General features: G+C 45.4%; 15 protein-coding genes and 1 CRISPR repeat array. Of the genes, 8 read left to right on the plus strand and 7 right to left on the minus strand.

Translation table 11 applies throughout. The features are described from left to right. The first annotated feature begins 94 nt into the window (after nucleotides 1–94). Nucleotides 95–232, plus strand: a complete 138-nt coding sequence (locus EL628_RS29980; RefSeq protein WP_161975754.1) for a hypothetical protein — start codon at nucleotides 95–97, stop codon at nucleotides 230–232. A gap of 3 nt (nucleotides 233–235) precedes the next feature. Then, nucleotides 236–625, plus strand: a complete 390-nt coding sequence (locus EL628_RS25030; protein WP_126582726.1) for a VOC family protein — start codon at nucleotides 236–238, stop codon at nucleotides 623–625. Between the two features lie 4 nt (nucleotides 626–629). Here EL628_RS25030 and EL628_RS25035 read toward each other — a convergent pair whose 3' ends face one another. Together EL628_RS25035 and EL628_RS25040 are read right to left on the minus strand one after the other, a co-directional pair. Then, entirely contained in the window at nucleotides 630–1,271 is a 642-nt protein-coding gene (locus tag EL628_RS25035; RefSeq protein ID WP_126582727.1) for a YczE/YyaS/YitT family protein, read from the minus strand. A gap of 420 nt (nucleotides 1,272–1,691) precedes the next feature. Then, nucleotides 1,692–1,949, minus strand: coding sequence for a hypothetical protein (locus EL628_RS25040; RefSeq protein ID WP_126582728.1), 258 nt, complete (start codon nucleotides 1,947–1,949; stop codon nucleotides 1,692–1,694). A gap of 460 nt (nucleotides 1,950–2,409) precedes the next feature. On the opposite strand from EL628_RS25040, the gene EL628_RS25050 reads away from it, so the two are divergent. Continuing rightward, the gene (locus tag EL628_RS25050) at nucleotides 2,410–3,024 is read left to right on the plus strand and encodes an IS607 family transposase (protein WP_126582729.1); all 615 of its coding nucleotides are present in this window, start codon (nucleotides 2,410–2,412) and stop codon (nucleotides 3,022–3,024) included. Then, nucleotides 2,996–4,222 (plus strand): RNA-guided endonuclease InsQ/TnpB family protein, encoded by a 1,227-nt coding sequence (locus tag EL628_RS25055; RefSeq protein WP_126582730.1) that lies wholly within the window; start codon nucleotides 2,996–2,998, stop codon nucleotides 4,220–4,222. The genes EL628_RS25050 and EL628_RS25055 overlap by 29 nt, the downstream gene beginning before the upstream one ends. Here EL628_RS25055 and EL628_RS25060 read toward each other — a convergent pair. After that, the gene (locus EL628_RS25060; RefSeq protein ID WP_126582731.1) at nucleotides 4,174–4,593 is read right to left on the minus strand and encodes a Uma2 family endonuclease; all 420 of its coding nucleotides are present in this window, start codon (nucleotides 4,591–4,593) and stop codon (nucleotides 4,174–4,176) included. The genes EL628_RS25055 and EL628_RS25060 overlap by 49 nt on opposite strands. 500 nt (nucleotides 4,594–5,093) lie before the next feature. Between EL628_RS25060 and EL628_RS29660 the strand changes: the two genes are divergently transcribed. The 3 genes from EL628_RS29660 to cas6 all read left to right on the plus strand — a co-directional run bounded on the left by EL628_RS29660 (nucleotide 5,094) and on the right by cas6 (nucleotide 8,025). Next, entirely contained in the window at nucleotides 5,094–5,258 is a 165-nt protein-coding gene (locus EL628_RS29660; protein WP_136626723.1) for an MFS transporter, read from the plus strand. 140 nt (nucleotides 5,259–5,398) lie between these two features. Beyond that, on the plus strand, nucleotides 5,399–6,460 hold the full coding sequence (locus EL628_RS25065) for a beta propeller repeat protein (RefSeq protein ID WP_126582732.1): 1,062 nt from the start codon (nucleotides 5,399–5,401) through the stop codon (nucleotides 6,458–6,460). A 632-nt stretch (nucleotides 6,461–7,092) separates the two neighbouring features. Next, nucleotides 7,093–8,025: a CRISPR-associated endoribonuclease Cas6 gene (gene cas6, locus EL628_RS25070; RefSeq protein WP_126582733.1), complete on the plus strand. Its 933-nt coding sequence runs from the start codon at nucleotides 7,093–7,095 to the stop codon at nucleotides 8,023–8,025. Between the two features lie 395 nt (nucleotides 8,026–8,420). Here cas6 and EL628_RS25075 read toward each other — a convergent pair whose 3' ends face one another. Further along, nucleotides 8,421–12,257 (minus strand): HEAT repeat domain-containing protein, encoded by a 3,837-nt coding sequence (locus EL628_RS25075; RefSeq protein WP_126582734.1) that lies wholly within the window; start codon nucleotides 12,255–12,257, stop codon nucleotides 8,421–8,423. A 277-nt stretch (nucleotides 12,258–12,534) separates the two neighbouring features. Between EL628_RS25075 and EL628_RS30650 the strand changes: the two genes are divergently transcribed. Then, nucleotides 12,535–12,711, plus strand: a complete 177-nt coding sequence (locus tag EL628_RS30650) for a CRISPR-associated endonuclease Cas2 (RefSeq protein WP_281276569.1) — start codon at nucleotides 12,535–12,537, stop codon at nucleotides 12,709–12,711. 198 nt (nucleotides 12,712–12,909) lie between these two features. After that, nucleotides 12,910–13,310: a CRISPR direct-repeat array (repeat unit 37 nt; unit sequence GTCCAAAGAGGAGAAAGCCCGAGTAGGGGATTATAAC). Between the two features lie 371 nt (nucleotides 13,311–13,681). On the opposite strand, the gene EL628_RS25085 is transcribed toward EL628_RS30650, so the two are convergent. The 3 genes from EL628_RS25085 to EL628_RS25095 all read right to left on the minus strand — a co-directional run bounded on the left by EL628_RS25085 (nucleotide 13,682) and on the right by EL628_RS25095 (nucleotide 17,784). Beyond that, nucleotides 13,682–15,223, minus strand: a complete 1,542-nt coding sequence (locus EL628_RS25085) for a phospholipase C (protein ID WP_126582735.1) — start codon at nucleotides 15,221–15,223, stop codon at nucleotides 13,682–13,684. A 236-nt stretch (nucleotides 15,224–15,459) separates the two neighbouring features. Then, complete coding sequence (locus tag EL628_RS25090) at nucleotides 15,460–16,245, minus strand: sulfite exporter TauE/SafE family protein (protein WP_126582736.1); 786 nt, start codon at nucleotides 16,243–16,245, stop codon at nucleotides 15,460–15,462. A 105-nt stretch (nucleotides 16,246–16,350) separates the two neighbouring features. Continuing rightward, entirely contained in the window at nucleotides 16,351–17,784 is a 1,434-nt protein-coding gene (locus EL628_RS25095) for an MBL fold metallo-hydrolase (RefSeq protein WP_126582737.1), read from the minus strand. Nucleotides 17,785–17,798: the final 14 nt, after the last annotated feature.

Consider the following 17,798-nt stretch of genomic DNA (forward strand, 5'->3'; position numbering starts at 1 on the left):
CCCCTGACTCCTTTAGGATGAGTGTATTGACCCAGCTCTCTCTAGAGATGTTGCTCTTGCTGAGAAATCTCGGTGGGGGAGGAGGCATGCGTTCATGACTGCCATTGAGCGAACAGCCTATCCTCGTTTTACCCATGTCTCTTCAGTCAAGGAGTTACGTGATATCTATACGTTCTATAGATGGGTACTGAAAGAGGATTTTACAAATCGTAGCAGTCATGTAGGAGAATAAAAAATGGAGATGAAGCTTGAGTTGGTCCCGCTTCCGGTGGCGGATGTTGAGCGAGCCAAAGTGTTTTATGTGGAAAAGATGGGCTTTCATGCCGATCATGATGTACAGCCGGGCAATGGGATGCGTGTGGTTCAGCTTACCCCGCCAGGCTCAGCCTGCTCAATTGTAATTGGGACTGGGATGGGCGAGATTTCAGAGGTCCCGCCAGGATCAATTAAAGGGCTGCATCTAGTGGTCAAGGATATCGTGACGGCTCGCGCAGAGCTGGCGAGCCGTGATGTCGAACTGAGCGAGATCATTGATATGGGCGGGATAAAGTATGTGTATTTGAGCGATCCCGATGGAAACAGCTGGGCATTGCAGGAGATCCCGGCTCATGTTGAGCTGCCATAGCCTGTTATAAACGCAGATATTTCTGCAAACGTTTAATCAGATAAAAGCTTGCTTCAACGGCGGGACCGATGCCCAGGGCAAAGAGCAGGGTGCCAATGCCGACGGTCCCGCCCAGTAAGTAGCCGAGCACAAGGACTGTGATCTCAATGGCGGCACGTACCAGCGAGACACGGATCTTTGTGATTTCTTGGAGCCGAACCATCAAGCCATCACGAGGACCGGCTCCCAGACGGGGAGAGATATAGAGTGCCGTGCCCAGGCCGATGACAGCTACTCCCAGCACATCAATAAGCAGGCGCAGCAAGAAGGGGATGTTGCCCGGGTCAGAGATCAGGTTCAGGCGAATGATCAGATCGACAAAGCTGCCAATCAAGAGCATATTGAGCAGCGTACCGACGCCCGGGTAGACTTTGAGGAAGAGGCTCAGGCCAATCAGGATGGCTCCAACAGCAATATTGGCTGTCCCAAAGGTAAGTGGTGTGTGCTTGCTGATGCCTTGATGAAAGACATCCCAGGGATCCAGCCCGATGCCAGAGCGATAGGTCAGAACGATGCCGAGTGCATAGAGGAAAAGACCAGAGATGACTACAATCATACGGACAAGATAGCTCCATGACAGATAGGTTTTCCACGAGAGTTGGTACATAGCATATTTCCTTTGTTATAAAAAAGAAGATAGTGAAATAGTCTTCAAAGTATAAAGAAAAAAGCGGCTGGTAGCACCAGCCAGGAGAGACTTCTCAGGCCAACCAATTCATATATACGTATGGGGGAAGACAACGCAGGCAAGAGTACAGGCAGTTATGCTACGTTGTCAGACGTTTTTTTTGAGAGTGTTTGATTTGCATCGCATCCACCTTCTCAGTCCCTGACCTTCCGCACCTGTGGTGCTCACAAAATCAATTGTTATGAGCCATCCCAGATTTACGCTTTTGTTGGCTTTCAAGGGAGCCTCTCAAGACGTTCTTGCAGATTCATTTAGTCTAAACGTCAATAATATCTCAGTAGGGTCCTATCGATTTAAGTGAACCATGAATATATAGTTTGTAAAAATGTACCAGCAATGCTAAGATCTTTTTATAGCTTCCGCCCATATTAATTCAAACTCAGTTTTATTAATTTCGTGCTCTTTTTTAAACTCAAAAAATGATAATGGTTGGTCTGCCAGTCCCGGACCTACGCCAGGGTGATACTCCTTATTTGAGCACAACCACTTCTCTCCATACACTTCCACCTGACGAGTTGGCCATTCATCTTCAAACTCAAAATAAGCTGTTCCAACCATTAATCCTAAATCTGCATCATGCTTAAAGTATATTTTCATGTAAAAATATCTACTTCGTGCTTTACTCGAAAAGCACTTTATAAGAGGCTTATCGCCCAATGGTGTTGATTCGTTCAACATTTCGTTATCAATAATCAAAACAGCAAAAAAAGAAGAGGAAGCATGTATACTACTTTACCTCTTCGTTTTTTATGCCTACTAAACTTCTTCTTCAAGAATAAGGTATACTTTATGATAAATATCTGCTACCGAAAGAACAGTTTCAATACTCCTCAAAGAGATAACAGGACTCCTCTCAGCATAAATAGAATAATTCCAATTATACTGGGCTGTACGATAGTAATGCTCAATATAACATTTTCGAGATTCAACAAACAGAATCTCTTGAATAGCTGGGTACAATTGATAAGCTTGAAGCTTCTCATTACGATCTGTCGTCTCAGTCGAAGGAGAGGTGAACTATATTGAAAAATATATTGAAATGTGGTAAAATGTATGTATGGATAACACATATTCACCTAAGCAATTCGGCAAACTTATCGGTCGGACGACCAATACTTTGCAAAAATGGGATCGGGAAGGCAAGCTAAAGGCCCATCGTTCTCCTACGACGAACCGGCGCTACTATACTCATGACCAATATTTGGCATATCGGGGGTTGATAGCACCGGAGCAAGGCTTAACCATTGTCTATTCCCGTGTCTCAGGGATTGCGCAAAAACCTGATCTCGCCAATCAAGTTGAGGCACTGGAAACCTACTGTGCACAGCATTCACTTGTAGTCGATGAGTGGATGTCTGATATTGGTAGTGGGCTCAACTATAAAAGAAAACAGTTCAATCGTCTCATGGAGCTCGTCGAGTTAGGGAAAGTCAGACGCATTCTCATTGCGCATCGGGATCGTTTAGTGCGCTTTGGCTATGAGTACTTTGAAGCCTTCTGCCAGCGACACCATACTGATCTGATTGTGATACATGGGGAAAGCCTCTCTCCTGAGCACGAACTGGTTTGGGATTTGATTGCTATCGTTACTGTTTTTTCTGCCCGGCTTCATGGGCTTCGTTCTTACAAGAAAGTGATCAAAGATGCTGCTCTGCACAAAGATCAGGGTTGACGTCTCCGAACAAGATGCTGCTGCCCTTGAGTTCATGCAGGGCAAATGCAGGGCGCTATATAACTGGTGGATTGGACGCCTCAAAGATGGAGAAAAGTGGCCTGGATGGAAAATAGCCAAAGCCAGTTTGCAAGAGAGCAAGCAGCATGATCCTGAATTGTGCCAAGTCTATGGCAAATTGCTCCATGAGGTCTACTTCCGATTAGATGCAGCCATGCAAGCATTTTTTCGACGCGTGAAGCAGGGTGAGAAACCAGGGTTCCCACGGGTACGCCCGCGCCATAACTTTTTTACGCTCTGCTATCCAGCCATGTACCTCAAAATCGAAGGGGACACATTCATTTTACCGACAGGAGGGAGAGGCAAAAACAAGCAGTACCCGAACATCAAAGCTCATTTAACGGAAGATCCACCTACGCACTTTAAAGAGGTTGCTATTAGTCGTGATGCTGCTGGCCGCTACTATGCTTCTTTTGTTGCTGAACGAGAGGAGGAAACGAACAACAACAATCGAGTCGTGGCCTTCGACCTTGGGATCAAGACCTTGGCAACGGGTGCCAATGAGCAAGGCAGGATCTATCACATTGGTGGCTTTAAGGGGAGTCAATACTATAACAAACAACTGGACAAGATCCGCTCAAAGCGTGACAAGTGCAAAAAGAAGTCACGCAGATACATCTATCTGAGCAAGGTTTACCAACGCGTTTCCCAGAAGAAGCGCAACAAGCAACGGGATAGCCTGCACAAGGCTTCTCATCTCATCGCGCACAAACTGGTTGAAAGAACCGTCGTGATCGGTGATTTGAGTCAGAGGCAGATGGTAGCGAAACAGCATCAAGAGCGCAAAAAGTATCTTAATCGATCGGTCTACAACGATTGGGGCTTATATACGTTCACACAGATGCTTGTTTACAAATGCCAACTGTACGGCAAAGAACTGGTTTTAGAGAATGAACGCAACACGTCAAAAATGTGCAGTGGGTGTGGCAACTTACAAGCCATGCCGCTCTGGAAAAGGACGTATTGTTGCGTCGAATGTGGACTCGTCATGGATCGCGATGAAAATAGCGCTGTCAACATATTGGCGAGGTTCATTACCCGGCGAGGGTCACACACTCCTTCTGTGGAGTGCGGTGTACTGCATGCGGATCAAAACAGCGTAGAAGTCGTGGAGGCTTCCTGTCCGACCCAAGTGTAGCAATTAGGATGGTGGTAAACACGTTTTACTACGTTTTGAAAGGCAGAATGAACTTCTACTATGAACGTTGGAGATGCTAAAGCCTTAGTCTGTGTCCAATCATGAGGATCACAAGAAACGGTAAGATCAGGATGATAATATCTGCTCTTGGAGAGCTGGACTGTGACATCTGAATTATAGACATGGCATTCCTTATTCCACAGAGCGGCCACCACTAAATGAGAAAGATTGGCAATAATTTGCGAATGAGCAGGAGAACCTCCAGTCATCAAACGAATATGCCCATCTACATATTCGTATGCGTGATTAGGGAAAGTTTCAACCATTCTCCAATATTCTTCAACTGTATAAACCTGATCAGGATTCTGCACAATATCACCTCATCATCTTTTTAGAATATACTCCTAAAGAGAAGGTACATGATATGGTATTAATATGCAAGAAGCAACCTATTAATATTATATTATATCTTATGTAAAAAGCTTTCAGTGTATATTACAAAATCAGAGAGCATTTGCTAGCATCTATCATACATACTAATGCTAAGAGCCTGGACATGAGCAATGATCAGGTTCGCATCAAAGTAACCAGTATGGACGGCCAGGATGAGATCTGGTGTTTTTTTATGCTCAAATAGATAAGGTGTCAAAAAAACCTAAGAGCGCTTAAATGGCTTAAATACTTGCTTTATATTTAGCACAAAGTCATAGAGCTAGTATAGCATATGTGATCATATATGGTTCAATATATACCCTCGTGAATGGTAAGCTTATCCTTCTGACTTCTCACCTGTTTCAAGCTCAAATCCAGATAATTTGCCACTATTTTTTACTTCCGGCTGGTATCCAGGAAGAGCAAGAGGAAACGACGTTTGACAGACAGAAACGCTTTGCGAGGTCTCATCTCTGGGATGGTTGGACGGCACGAACAAGGTTGTGTGAGTGGAGCGACGCAATCACTGCAATCGCTTGGATGGGTTGTCGGACCACTCGTTGGTGGGTTCGTGACACCATTGGAACTGGTGGAAGTTCCTTAAATGCCGTTTCGTGGTAACTCTCGCAAAAATGGTCATTTTATAGAAGAAAAGTACTTTAAATAGGGCTCGTGGGCTTTATACCTCTCTATTACACTAACGTTATCCCATTGGAACACTAGCGTGTCATAGAGAGGTATATTTTGAAAAAAACAGCACTATCAGCATCCTTTCTCGGGATGGCTTTTCTTGTTTCTCTTTTCGCATGGCGTTCTACTACTAGTCATGCTGCTATATCACAATGGCAGGCAATTTCTAGTCCGAATAATAGTGGAGATAGCGAGCTTCATTCGATTTCTGCCTATTCTCCTTCAGAAGCATATGCAGTAGGAACAAGTAGCGTTCCTCATTCATCAGACACACTCCCCATTGTGCTTCACTGGAATGGATCAAAATGGACGTTTGTTTCTGATTTTGTTGTTCCTGATCATACGGAATTAGGTGCAGTCACAGAAATATCTCCTTCCGATGTTTGGGTGTTAGGAACAAAAGTCGTTTCTCAACATGTGTATCAAGAAACCCTTACACACTGGAATGGGAAAAAATGGAATCAATTTGCAGCTCCCTCTTCAGCGGTGTCTCGATTTACAACCATTTCAGCGTATTCCTCTACGGATATCTGGGCTGTCGGGGGGCACCAGGTGGAACATTGGAATGGGCAAAAGTGGATGATAGTTTCCGCCGCTATTCCACCCAATGCTGCACTCTACTCATTTGAAGGAATAAGCAGTCATAATAGTAGTGATGTTTGGATCGTGGGATCATATGAGACGGGTGACTACGGTCCTGCTTTTTCTTTTTCTGAGCACTGGGATGGAGTGCAATGGAAACTACAATCAACTCCTACAAGTAACAATGACCTGATGAGGGTCAAGGCTATTGCAACGAACGATGTATGGGCGGTAGGGAACAATCAAGTGTTACGCTGGCATGGACAAAAATGGACACTTGTGTATACTGCCACTGATGATCTTTCTCTGCTTTCCGTTGACGCGCATTCATCACAAGATGTTTGGTGTGTTGGACGTACACATTCAGGTCAGCCATTTCTTTTGCACTGGAATGGAAAAACGTGGTCTACTGTCACTCTTCACGTTGCTGGTGAGTTGAATTCAGTTGTTTCTGTTCCAAATAGCTCTACCTACCTCTCGGCTGGATATAAACTTGCCGGTCCCAATAGAACCTTGATTGAAAAATACAATTAGCAACATTTTTTTCGCCTATGCCCCCATGGTTGTATTACTATAACTATGGGGTTTAACGTATTCTCTTTACGTGTTGCTAGCTATTTGCTTGATAGGTGCTAGTGGATAACTAGAAGCAATAAAAAGGCCTTATTCTCTCTTATGGATATTTGAAGAGGAGCTGAGAATTGGTGTGCTGCAAATTCATAGGTGAACTCTCTTCTCAGTCCGAATAAGGCAAAGCGCGAAAGAGAGAGTATGCGACGGGGGACCAGTTTAGCGGGAGGTGGTTGTGGTCTCGGTGCTGAGCTCAGCCTCCCGCAAAATGTCCTCTCAAGCCGCTTTCTATGCTATACTAGGAGGGCAGGGTCGGAATAGAGGAAAGCCCGAGTAAGAGATTGTAACTGTAGCGTTCGTCTTTGCTGGTACAAGATGTCTTCATGTCCAAATAAAGGAAAGCCCGAGTAGGGGATTATAGCCAGTTGCCTGATCACTTACATCAAGAATGATGTGCTGAAGTCCAAATGGGAGAAAGCCTGCTGGGAAGTATGGCCTTTCAGGTGTGTGCAGAGATTCCACGCTGGGCTATCAAGAAAGATCGTGGCGAAACACAGAAGGCAGATGATGAACTATTCATCTGTTAGAGGAGCCCTATGCAACATCCTGAGTCTAAAGATCTGAATATCTCCTCTGAACAACGAGGAGAGCTTTTTTCCATTCTTATCCGACTCCATCCGATTGCCCCTGGCCAGGTCTCGCCCAGTTCAGGACCTCAGATTCAGGCGGCCTTTCTCGATCTGATTCACCAGAGTGATCCGGCATTATCGCAATGGCTTCATGAGCCTAATCAGCGTCGACCATACACCCTGAGTTTATTGCAGGGCTTTCACCATCTGCCACCGGAGCGACTGGCTGATGCAATGGCCAATAATCGGCCTCTGCCAGTGCTTCCAGGGCAGAGCTACTGGCTCCGTATCACTATGCTTGATGCAACCATTTTTGGTTCATTTGTCAGTCAACTTTTCGTCAAGGCTCACACGCTCACATTCCGCATTGGTGAGGCACAGTTCTCCATCAGTCGTGTGATCAATGCGCCCGATCCTCAGCAGGATAGCTCATCCTGGGCCTCCTATTCATCCTTTGCAGAGTTATCTGCCTTGCGGTCAATACAAAAACAGTACACATTTGAGTTCGCCACCCCAACAGCTTTTAGCAAAGGACAGAAGGCCTGGGGAAAACAGTTATTTCTCTTTCCACTCCCCTCGCTCGTCTTTGAGAACCTGGCGCGTCAGTGGGAGATCTTTGCACCAGCACATCTACGGCTGGCCACCCAGGGCTTAACGTCACGCGATATTGAAAACTGGTGCGATGAACAGATGATCGTCTCATACTATACCCTGGAGACACGCTATTTGTCCGCACATAAATTTGGACATGTGGGTTTTCAGGGAAAAGTGACATACGAAGTGAAAGGCAATCCAGGCGCGCCCATTGCACTCTGGCTTCCATCGCTTGCACGTCTGGCCTTGTTTTCTGGTATTGGATACAAGACGACCGTCGGGATGGGGCAGGTGCGTGCTGGGTAATGCATTGTTGTCGGAAGATCGTGTTCGCAGCTTGCCAACATTGTTGCAATAGCCGAGTTTTTGTCGGAAATGGCCGAGTCTGTATCAAGCTTTGAGTCAGGGTCGCATTGAGATAGCTGCCTTGCAGCAGCTGTGTGTCAGTGCCTTTGCCCTGGATCAGCCAGCGTCGCAGCCTGTTTGGATTAGTATGGATGCGTCAGTAGCAAAAAACTATGCATCCATATATCATATTTTGCTTCAATTATTTCCTGCACATTGAAAGCTTATATAAAACAATATATCGCCATTAATATGAATTTGCTCGACACATTTAAGCAAAACAAGTATCGTTCTATCAGGAAAATTGCATACTTATAGCCTTTCCCAACATGAGATTTGCACATCTATTCATTAGTTTATTCTTCTACTTCATGCTTCGCATCTTCGAATTGGAAAAGGATATCCTGGATAGAATTGAACATGAGTGAAAAACCCATCACCCACAAGCCAAGAGCGCTACCTGTTGCAACATGACCTGTATCAGCGTTGGTCCATAGGGCATCTAGGAGGTCTACTATTGCCTCCTCACTACCCATCTTACCAAGTGCCAAAGCGGCACCACCACCTTTCTCCCTCTGTTGCCGAGTAGGGACGGGATCATTAGCAATAGCACCTTGAAGGAATCTGAGCAAAGCAGTTGATGCATTTTTATGCACCCGTACGCCAAGAAGTGAGATAATATATAATCTATCACCTTTATACTCTTCACTTAATGCCCCATCTCCTAACAAAGCAATCAATTGCCTTGTCACGTCCTCGTCTTTTAATGTGGAGAGAGCATAAATAGCACGAAGTCTTTCTGACTCAATAGAAAATTGAGCTAATTCTTTCAACTTCTGAATACTAAGGTTGCTTTTTATTTTTCCAAGTATGGGTATCACATATTCACGAATTTCGTTATCTTCTAATGCTTGAAATAATTCATGCACTATTGAATTATCAGCTAACTTTCCTAATGATGCTAACGAGCTAATACGTATCTCTCTATTGGGGTCATTCAGCGCTTGTAATAACACTGCACGTGATTTGTTTTTGTCTCTCCAGAGCAATTCAGCAATGTTAGATCTTAATTGAGGCGCAGTATTTGGGTCTATAAAAATGGGAAGCAATGGATCAATCACATCACTTTCTCCATTTTCTATTAAAGGAAGCAGAAACAAAGAACGCTCATCTGTTGAGTGATCAGTATCCATAATAACAGGGAGAACAGCAGAACATATGCGCTGATAGAGCTTTTGGTTTCTTTCTTGATCCCAAAGAGCTGAAGGGAATGTCATTTTCTTTGATTTTTCTAATATTCGACTTATAGAGATAATAGCTTCAACTCTTGTTTGCTTTTTAGCTTTTTCATCTAATGCAATACTTATGACACGTTCTATACCATTTATATCATCTAGATCTGCAATTCCCGGAGCAATACCTCCTTCAAAATATTTTTCATTGAGAAGAAGGGAGATAGATGGCTCACCAGTGGCAATTAAGATGCGAATAAAATCTCTGAGCAAATGTTTTCTGCTATATCTCTCAACTCTTTTATATTCTTCTAAGAAAATAGGTCGTAGCAAATCCGAGATAAAAGGAAATTCCAATTTTTGGAGCACTTCGGCAGCTCCTGATCGAATATTTATATCTTCTTTCTTATTTCTCACCAATGCAATAAAAGTAGAAATAATATCACTTTGTGCGCTTCTATTGCTTAGTAGATGTGTAAGATCATCAAATTGGAAATTCATTTGAGTTGGATCTGTCTCCCAGAGCCAAGCAGCACTCACCTGTTTTGCAATTTCTAACGCATAGCAACGAGTCTGCCGTGGATATGTTGAATCAACAATAATTGGCATCATATGGGTCATAACTGAAGGCCCTGCCTGTATCAATGCTCCAATAGCCGTCGCACGTACAAACTCATCTTCTTTTGCATCACAGAGTGTTTCAATCAGTGCCTTTTGCGCTGATGAAGACGTGCTCATTCTGCCAAGCTCACCTAAAGCCCAGGCAGAAGCAGCTCGTACGGCTACTTTTACTGAATGGCGACGTTGACCACTTTTTCGGTGGACCATCTTCACCACAAAGGGAATAGCCTGCTTGTCTCTTAGTTGCCCAAGAGCCCAAATCGCAGCACATTTGATGAGATCTGATTCACTCTCATTAAAGATGAGAGTACATAAAGCTGGAATAGCACTGATACACGTAAGCGCCCCTAGTGTATGTAGAGCAGCCACTCTGAGAGTAAGCTCATCTCTCTGTTGTTTTCTCGATTCTGGCTTTTGTAAAGCCATCTCAAAGATGAAGTCAACAAGATCTGGCTTTTTCAAAACATCGTCTTTAAAAAAAGGAAGCACCCAAAGTGCTGCAGAACGTTCTGCAGCGTGGCTTGCAGGCGCAAAGATTTTCTGTATCCACATTTCTTGTAACGGCGCTTTTGTTAATTGCAGTAAAAGTGCCCATGCATATCTTTTTTCACTTCCTCTATTATTCTCTACTATATATAACAGTTGCTGCAGAAGAGAATGAATGGAAGGCATACTATTAGCAAAATGCTCCGTTTCTAGAATACAGAGTGCTCGTAGAAACAGGACAAATGGTGTATCATCATCCTTCGCTTGAAGGCCATTTACGAGGAGAAAAACATCTTCAATCCACAGAGCAAGCAGCAGAATGACCTCAGTCCAAGCACTTGTATTGGTTCTATAGGTATTGATGCGTGCAAGAAGAGTTGATCTCTCTGTTTTACGCAGAAATCGCGCAACAAAGAAGCACTGCACTTCGAGAGCGACCCAACTGTAGAAGGAAGAACCCGAGCGTTCCTCTCTGTCATTTTCTTCCTCTTTGACAAGAAGACCGCTATTCAAAACAAGCTGTACAATATCATCGGAGCTACCTTGATATTCAGAGGGAAAAGTTGAAAGCAGACCAGAGACCCATGTAGATAGATCAGAGGAAGAAATACTATAGTGCCATTGCCCTTCTTGCGTTGCCATATTCCAGCTAATCTGTTCCAATACAGAAAAAAAGAGATTGAGTAAAAACGGTTGCATAGCGATTTGCCTCCCCAATTGTCGCACTACCACATAGTGATAAAGCGCTTCCCGTGAAACAGCGTGAAGAGGATTTTCAAAATATGCCTCGCACAGCCACAGTATGTGTTGTGGGAGTTTGGCAAACTGGTAAAACCAGCTTTTCTGGCTGACTTGATGAAGGAGAGCATCTGATTGATCTGGGATCTCGTAAAACCAACGTTTGATATAGGTGTGTATCTGCTCTGTTGTGAAACCTACAAGTTCTATCTCTTCAAGAGGTGCATGCTCCCACACATGCATTGAATTTGCCAGATAGTATTGACGTGTAAAAGGAAAACCAGGATACCCATCATAGCGAGAGGTCACAATAATATGGCTGTGGGTAAGTCGATCAAGCTGCTGAAATGCACGCTGAAGCATCGGTAACCGCTCTTGAGAGACAGTATCAAGCCCATCTAGAAGAAAGATGGTTGGTGCCTTCTCCAGATGGTACTCTACCCAGTTTTTCATGCTTGTAGAAAAGTGATGGGTACGTTGGAGCAGGGAAGCTATCACTTTATACAATGTGTTCTCGTTCTTGTTCTCAAAGAGTTCATCAGCCAGCTTTCCTAGTTGAAGCATAGCAGGAAAAACGAGATGATCTAGAGCAACACCTTCTTCTAGACGGTTAAATTGTTCACGAGCTGTTTTTGCTGAATCCGCACGCAACAACCAACTTTTACCTCCTCCAGCTTCAGACAAAATGACCGTCCGACGACAGGAGCTTCGAATAGCTTGCCATTCAAAAAGCTCTCTCTTCCAATCAATAAAATGATTATCATAGTCCATATCATAGCCAAGTTGCCAGTGTAAGTGCGATATCCAAAACGGCGATGCAACGAGCCAATTCGGGCGTAAAATGTCCGTTTCACCTATAGCTCGATGGAGAACGGGCCTTTTCTCTCTACTGATTGATGTATTATGCACATTAAAATTATTATAAACGACTAATTGTAATTGAGGAAGAAAAACATCTTCAAAATGAAATGACGTATCCATATTCTCAAAGTAGCCAATAAGTTCCTCTCTTAAAAAATTTTTTTCGCTCTCTTCCATTGCTTTAAATCCTTTCTCTAATTTCAAATTTTTCACTTCAATAAATGCAAATTTTTTCTTATTGAATTTTAGATACATCAGGAAAAAAGGTACCCTTTATTGCCAGAGGCTGCCTGATAGTGTATTGTCCTTTCACTCTTGAAACAAAGAAAGGGAAAATAATACCCATGAACTGTAGCACATTTGCTGAGCTGCGTCAGTAGTTCTATCAGACCTTTGGGCGCAGCGCTGATGCCCTTTTCAATCTGTGTGATGCATTGTTGTCGGAAGATCGTGCTCGCAGCTTACCATAATTGTCGCAATTACCAAGTCTGTATCAAGCTTTGAGTCGGGTTGCATTGAGATAGCTGCCTATTTGTCTAAACGTCAACTCACAAAGAAAGAGTTGATTTTGCTGAGAGCGAAGCTTGCCAGGCACCTAGATGAGGAAAATGATAGTGTTCGTTTTTATCCTCTTTGTTCAAACTGCCTGGATAAAGTTGAGACCGTAGGCGGACCTTTACCAAAAGAGGAGAATATCTTTCTTGTCTGAGAAAGAGTAGGACCATTTTAGCGGGAGGTAGTCGTGGTCTTGGTACTGAGCTCAGCCTCCCGCGTCGCTCTGGAGGCGGCTTGAGCAGACTTCACTCCCAAAAGAGCCTTTTTTTGACCCCGAATCAGCGCTCCAAAAAAGAGCCTCCCGCAAAATGCCCCCTCAACCCGCTTTCTATGTTATACTAGAAGGGCAGGGGTCCAAAGAGGAGAAAGCCCGAGTAGGGGATTATAACCTTAGCACTTTACAAACACCATCTATTGACTCACTTTGTCCAAAGAGGAGAAAGCCCGAGTAGGGGATTATAACATTGGAATTAAAGAATTCAACTGTTCAAGAGTGTTTGTCCAAAGAGGAGAAAGCCCGAGTAGGGGATTATAACATTGGAATTAAAGAATTCAACTGTTCAAGAGTGTTTGTCCAAAGAGGAGAAAGCCCGAGTAGGGGATTATAACAGGCTCGCATACACACGCAGCCCAGGATATGCGGCGTCCAAAGAGGAGAAAGCCCGAGTAGGGGATTATAACCAGTATCCGTATGCCTGGGAATAGTGCAGAGATAGGTCCAAAGAGGAGAAAGCCCGAGTAGGGGATTATAACTGTATCCCAAACATGACGTTATATCCGAGGATCATCCAGTCCAAATAGAGGAAAGCCCGAAGAGAGATTATAACTATTTCACGAGCGCATTTGCGGCCAGTTCACTGGCTTCCGTCCAAATAGCTAAAAGCCCGAACAAGGAGATGATAACCTCAAGCAGCCATCATCGTGTATTGATCTCAGGGCGTGGCGTCCGCATAGCGTCATGTCCAAAAGGTGCTACTATAAACTGGAGACTGGGGGGACTTCACCTCCAAAAAAGGCTATCAAGCTGACATGCAAACAAGTTGGCATAGCGAGAAGCCAGGGAGAACTGATCCTCCCTGGCTTCTCTGTTCTGCTGGTAAGGGGTTTATTGTTATGTCCAGTATTTAGCGACGAATAGGCTCGCCGGTGGTTGGATCGAGGTAGAGTGAGCGGGTATCGTCGTTATGGAAGTCGAACAGATTGTTTAAGGTTCCGGCAAGGGCATCAAAGGACTGATTGCCAATGCGTCCAAGCTTCCAGTTATCTTCAATGAAGCGTAAGATGGAGCTCTGGTCGGTGACGGTATGATCGACGGAGTTCTCTTTGGCAAAGGGCGAAATCACCATTAAGGGTAAGCGAGGACCATAGCCACAGCGGCCCTGATAGGCGCCAGCTTTCGCGGCACCGCATGCTCCAGCCCCAGTCAGTGCATCGTTAGGATCATTCGACTGGCTCACAATGGGACCAAGGACGTGGTCGTACCAGCCATCAGAATCATCATAAGAGATGATGACCGCTGTATTTTTCCATTCGCGAGATTTTTGCAGTTTATTGATCGTATTGACCAGGAACGTCTGCTCATCGAGTGGATCAGAGTAGCCAGCGTGACCATCCTGGTAGGCCGAAGCTTTGAGGAAGCTGACTGCGGGCAGTTGTCCTTCGTTCACCGCTGTCCAAAAGTTCTGTAGATCGTACTGGTGGTTCGCCTGATCGGTTTTTCCAATCATCTGTGCAGAAGTTGGTGGGAGATGATGAGGATTGGAGGTTGACTGGTAATACTGGAATGGCTCATGATGAGGGATATAATCAGTGACGGTTGCACCACTGATATTGGTATGGGTTGTGCCACAAACTGTCTGCCCATTGGCAACTGAAGAAGGTGCAAAACCACCCTCAAACCAGCCCCAGGTCAGGTTCTTTGCATTCAGCAGATCGCCGACATTCATACCAGCCATCGAGGCTGTGGTCCCCTTAGCAGAGCAGTCATCATAGGCAGGGTCAATATCATTTAACATCGAGCCATTAGAGGTGACAGGATAGCCAGGATACCCGAAATTAGCAGGGGTAGCTCCATACGTCTGACCTGAGATCAAGTTCAACGCGCCAGGCGTCGAAGGTCCAAAGGTCGTGCCAAAGGAGTTATCGCTCATCGCAAAGTGCTGAGCATAGTTCCAGAGAGCGGTCGTGGTATTGCCATCATAATAATTCATGACAATTGATTTATCGGCACAATGACTGCCAGCAGCAGACTGTACAAACTGGTCCACGAGCCCGTGATCATAGGCCTTCTGCTCATCTGTATAGGCATGGTCCTGATCACATGTGATGGGGGTTGAGCGGTCGATTCGTTGTGGATTGCTGGTGTTTGGATTGGCCGTTAACAAAGCCGGGCTCAGTCCGTTGACTGTGGGCGTATTTTTTCTGGCAACGAAGGCTGGCTCACCAGCTGGATTGGTGGCATAGGGATAGGTGCCAAAATAATGATCAAATGACACGTTTTCCTGGAAGATTACTACTACATGTTGAATAGGGGTCGTTGTGTTGTCTAAATGAGAAGTTGTCTGGTCATTAGTGGCAGAAACTTTTGCTGCGACGCCAGCCGTCGCACTCAGTAAAACAACGACTAAAGTTGCAATCGATGCAATGAATCGCCAATGTTTTTTCATACTGTATTGATCCTTCATGTTATTCGCTCAGAGTGCAAAATGTTCGCGGTATACCATACATAATGAGTGAAGATGGAAGTCCAGCCTCTTGCCCTCAGGGTTATCAGGTTTCCAACTTCAAAAATATTTCTGAAGGCACTCTGACTATAGCTCATGAATGTTAATTTGAGGATAACATTCTGTTAAAAAAGATTCACGATTATTTTGCTCTTATACGAATGGATCAGTTTTTTCGGTTAGAATGAGAAAGAGTGCAATAGGAGTGGAAGGTTGATACTGAGCACGACGCTTGCCAGGGCTAGCACAAAGACGGCAAATATCTGGCTCAATCGTTGCGCTGGGAGTTTCTGGTTCATCTGTGTCCCCACCAATAATCCGGCCAGGCCCGCGGCTGCGAAAAGAATGATCTCCAGCCAGGGAAGGGGTCCACTGTTCAGGTGTCCGAGTAGGCCCGAGGCGCTGTTGATGGCGATAACTAGCAGAGAAGAACCGACTGCATCCTGCATCGTCATACCAAGAAACAGGACCAGTGCTGGCACAAGTAAAAATCCACCACCAACACCAAGAAATCCGGTGAGAAAGCCAACCCCTAACCCTCCGAGCAGCGTCATCCACCAGGATTGACGTTTCCCTTCCCATATGGACTTCTGTATTGGCTTCTTTGGACGAAGCATAATGAGGGCAATGACCAGCATTAATAAGCCAAAGAGGACTAGCAGTATTGGCCCGGAAAGGCATGATGAGATGCGGGCACCAAAATAGGAAGCTATCAGACCATACACACTAAAGAGGAGTGCTTTTTTGATCTTCACATGGCCGGCGCGGTAGTGAAGGACCATGCCAAATAGCGCATTTATGCCCACAATTACCAGCGATGCTGTCACGGCAGTATGGGTGTTCATCCCAAGTCTATAGACAAGGATAGGGATGGTAAGAATAGAACCGCCACCACCTAACGCTCCCAATGTTATGCCAATCAGCGCACCAGGCAGCAATATGATCAATAATGAGAGTGGATCCATGTTTTTCCTTTTCTTCGTTTTTACTTGTCTCTAGCAAGCAGGAGGTTACCAGAGGTCACAGGAGCGGAACAGCACCTCTTGCCTGCCAGTGGATAGACAAGACCCCTAACGAGTTTCGATCAGTTGCTTTTTTTCTACGGGCAGGCCAGCCATCTTCCAGGCTGCAAAACCACCTGTCATATCAATATGCTGGCTGAAACCATGTGCAGCCAGGATGCTGGCTGCAATGGCCGAACGACTACCAGCCTGACAGTGCACCACAAACGCCTGTTGAACAGGAACCTCGTGGAGCCGTTGCTCTAGTTCTCCCAAGGGAATATTGATCGCACCATGTACGTGCCCTGCTGCATATTCGCTGGCAGCTCGGACGTCAATGACTGGAAGATGCTCTTGCTCGAGGCGCCGATGCAACGAGTGCACATCCAGTGCTTGCAGCCTCTTAACTGCTTGTCCTTTTTCTTGCCATTGCTGGATTATCGAGACTGGAAGATAGCCTGTTATCGTATCCAGGCCGATTAAGCTGAGTATTCTTCGTGCTTCGATGGCCTCCTGTTGATCAGCGATCAGTACAAACGGACGATCGTAAGAAAGGAGCCATCCAGCCCATGTCAGAAAGGAACCATTCAGGGGAATATTGATCGTACCAGGGATATGCCCGGCTGCATACGCATTTGCAGCACGCGTATCGATAACTTTCACCTGAGCAGCGAGTTGAACCTGCACCTGTTCCAGCGTCTGTAATTGAGGGAATGGCTGCGTATTCAGCAGGGGAGGGCCAACTTTATTCATACGTTTCATCTCAGCAAAGTAGAACGGTGGCTCGGGTTGGCCTGCCAGGACCGCCTGTACAAATGCTTCTTCATCGTTGATAGAGAAGGCCCAGTTAAAGCGCTGCTCATATCCCAGCGTTGTCTGAGGAATTGCACTCAGGGCACGTCCACAGGCGCTCCCTGCCCCATGACCAGGCCAGATTTGCAGATACTCAGGAAAGTCGTACATCATCTGGAGCGAACGGAAGAGTTGACGAGCTCCTTGCTCCATTGTTCCCTGGATACCGGCTGCACGCTCTAACAGATCAGGGCGGCCAACATCTCCCACAAAAATGAAATCGCCAGTGAAAATGCCTATTGGCTCATGGGCACCGTTATCAGTGATGAGAAAGGAGAGATGTTCCGGCGTATGTCCGGGCGTATGCAGAGCTTGAACGAGAATATTGCCCACTTGAAACGTCTCTTTATCTCGGAGCAAGACAGCTCCAGCCTCTGCCGCATAGCTATATTTCCATTCAACTGGCCCCATATCGGACAGGTAGAGCTGTGCACCAGTCTTCGAGGCCAGTTCGCGCGAGCCTGAGACAAAATCAGCATGGATGTGAGTCTCTGTCACCTTTGTAATGCGCAGACCTTTTGACCGTGCCAACGCGATGTACTGATCAATGGAACGGTGTGGATCAATGACCAGAGCCTCGCCTGTAGCCTGGCACCCAAGCAGATAACTTGTCTGAGCCAATGACTCATCATAGAAGGTACGTAAAAGCATATCTGTTCTCCCTT

Origin of the sequence: Tengunoibacter tsumagoiensis, assembly GCF_003967535.1 — a bacterium.
Taxonomy (GTDB): Bacteria; Chloroflexota; Ktedonobacteria; order Ktedonobacterales; family Ktedonobacteraceae; genus Tengunoibacter; species Tengunoibacter tsumagoiensis.

Bases quoted from the DNA above. Each gene is read 5' to 3' on its own strand.
- EL628_RS25075 (WP_126582734.1), bottom strand. From the start codon at position 12,257: ATGTATCTAAAATTCAATAAGAAAAAATTTGCATTTATTGAAGTGAAA.
- EL628_RS25035 (WP_126582727.1), bottom strand. From the start codon at position 1,271: ATGTACCAACTCTCGTGGAAAACCTATCTGTCATGGAGCTATCTTGTC.
- EL628_RS25085 (WP_126582735.1), bottom strand. From the start codon at position 15,223: ATGAAAAAACATTGGCGATTCATTGCATCGATTGCAACTTTAGTCGTT.
- EL628_RS29980 (WP_161975754.1), top strand. From the start codon at position 95: ATGACTGCCATTGAGCGAACAGCCTATCCTCGTTTTACCCATGTCTCT.
- EL628_RS25095 (WP_126582737.1), bottom strand. From the start codon at position 17,784: ATGCTTTTACGTACCTTCTATGATGAGTCATTGGCTCAGACAAGTTAT.
- EL628_RS25055 (WP_126582730.1), top strand. From the start codon at position 2,996: ATGCTGCTCTGCACAAAGATCAGGGTTGACGTCTCCGAACAAGATGCT.
- EL628_RS25040 (WP_126582728.1), bottom strand. From the start codon at position 1,949: ATGAAAATATACTTTAAGCATGATGCAGATTTAGGATTAATGGTTGGA.
- EL628_RS25030 (WP_126582726.1), top strand. From the start codon at position 236: ATGGAGATGAAGCTTGAGTTGGTCCCGCTTCCGGTGGCGGATGTTGAG.
- EL628_RS25090 (WP_126582736.1), bottom strand. From the start codon at position 16,245: ATGGATCCACTCTCATTATTGATCATATTGCTGCCTGGTGCGCTGATT.
- EL628_RS25050 (WP_126582729.1), top strand. From the start codon at position 2,410: ATGGATAACACATATTCACCTAAGCAATTCGGCAAACTTATCGGTCGG.
- cas6 (WP_126582733.1), top strand. From the start codon at position 7,093: ATGCAACATCCTGAGTCTAAAGATCTGAATATCTCCTCTGAACAACGA.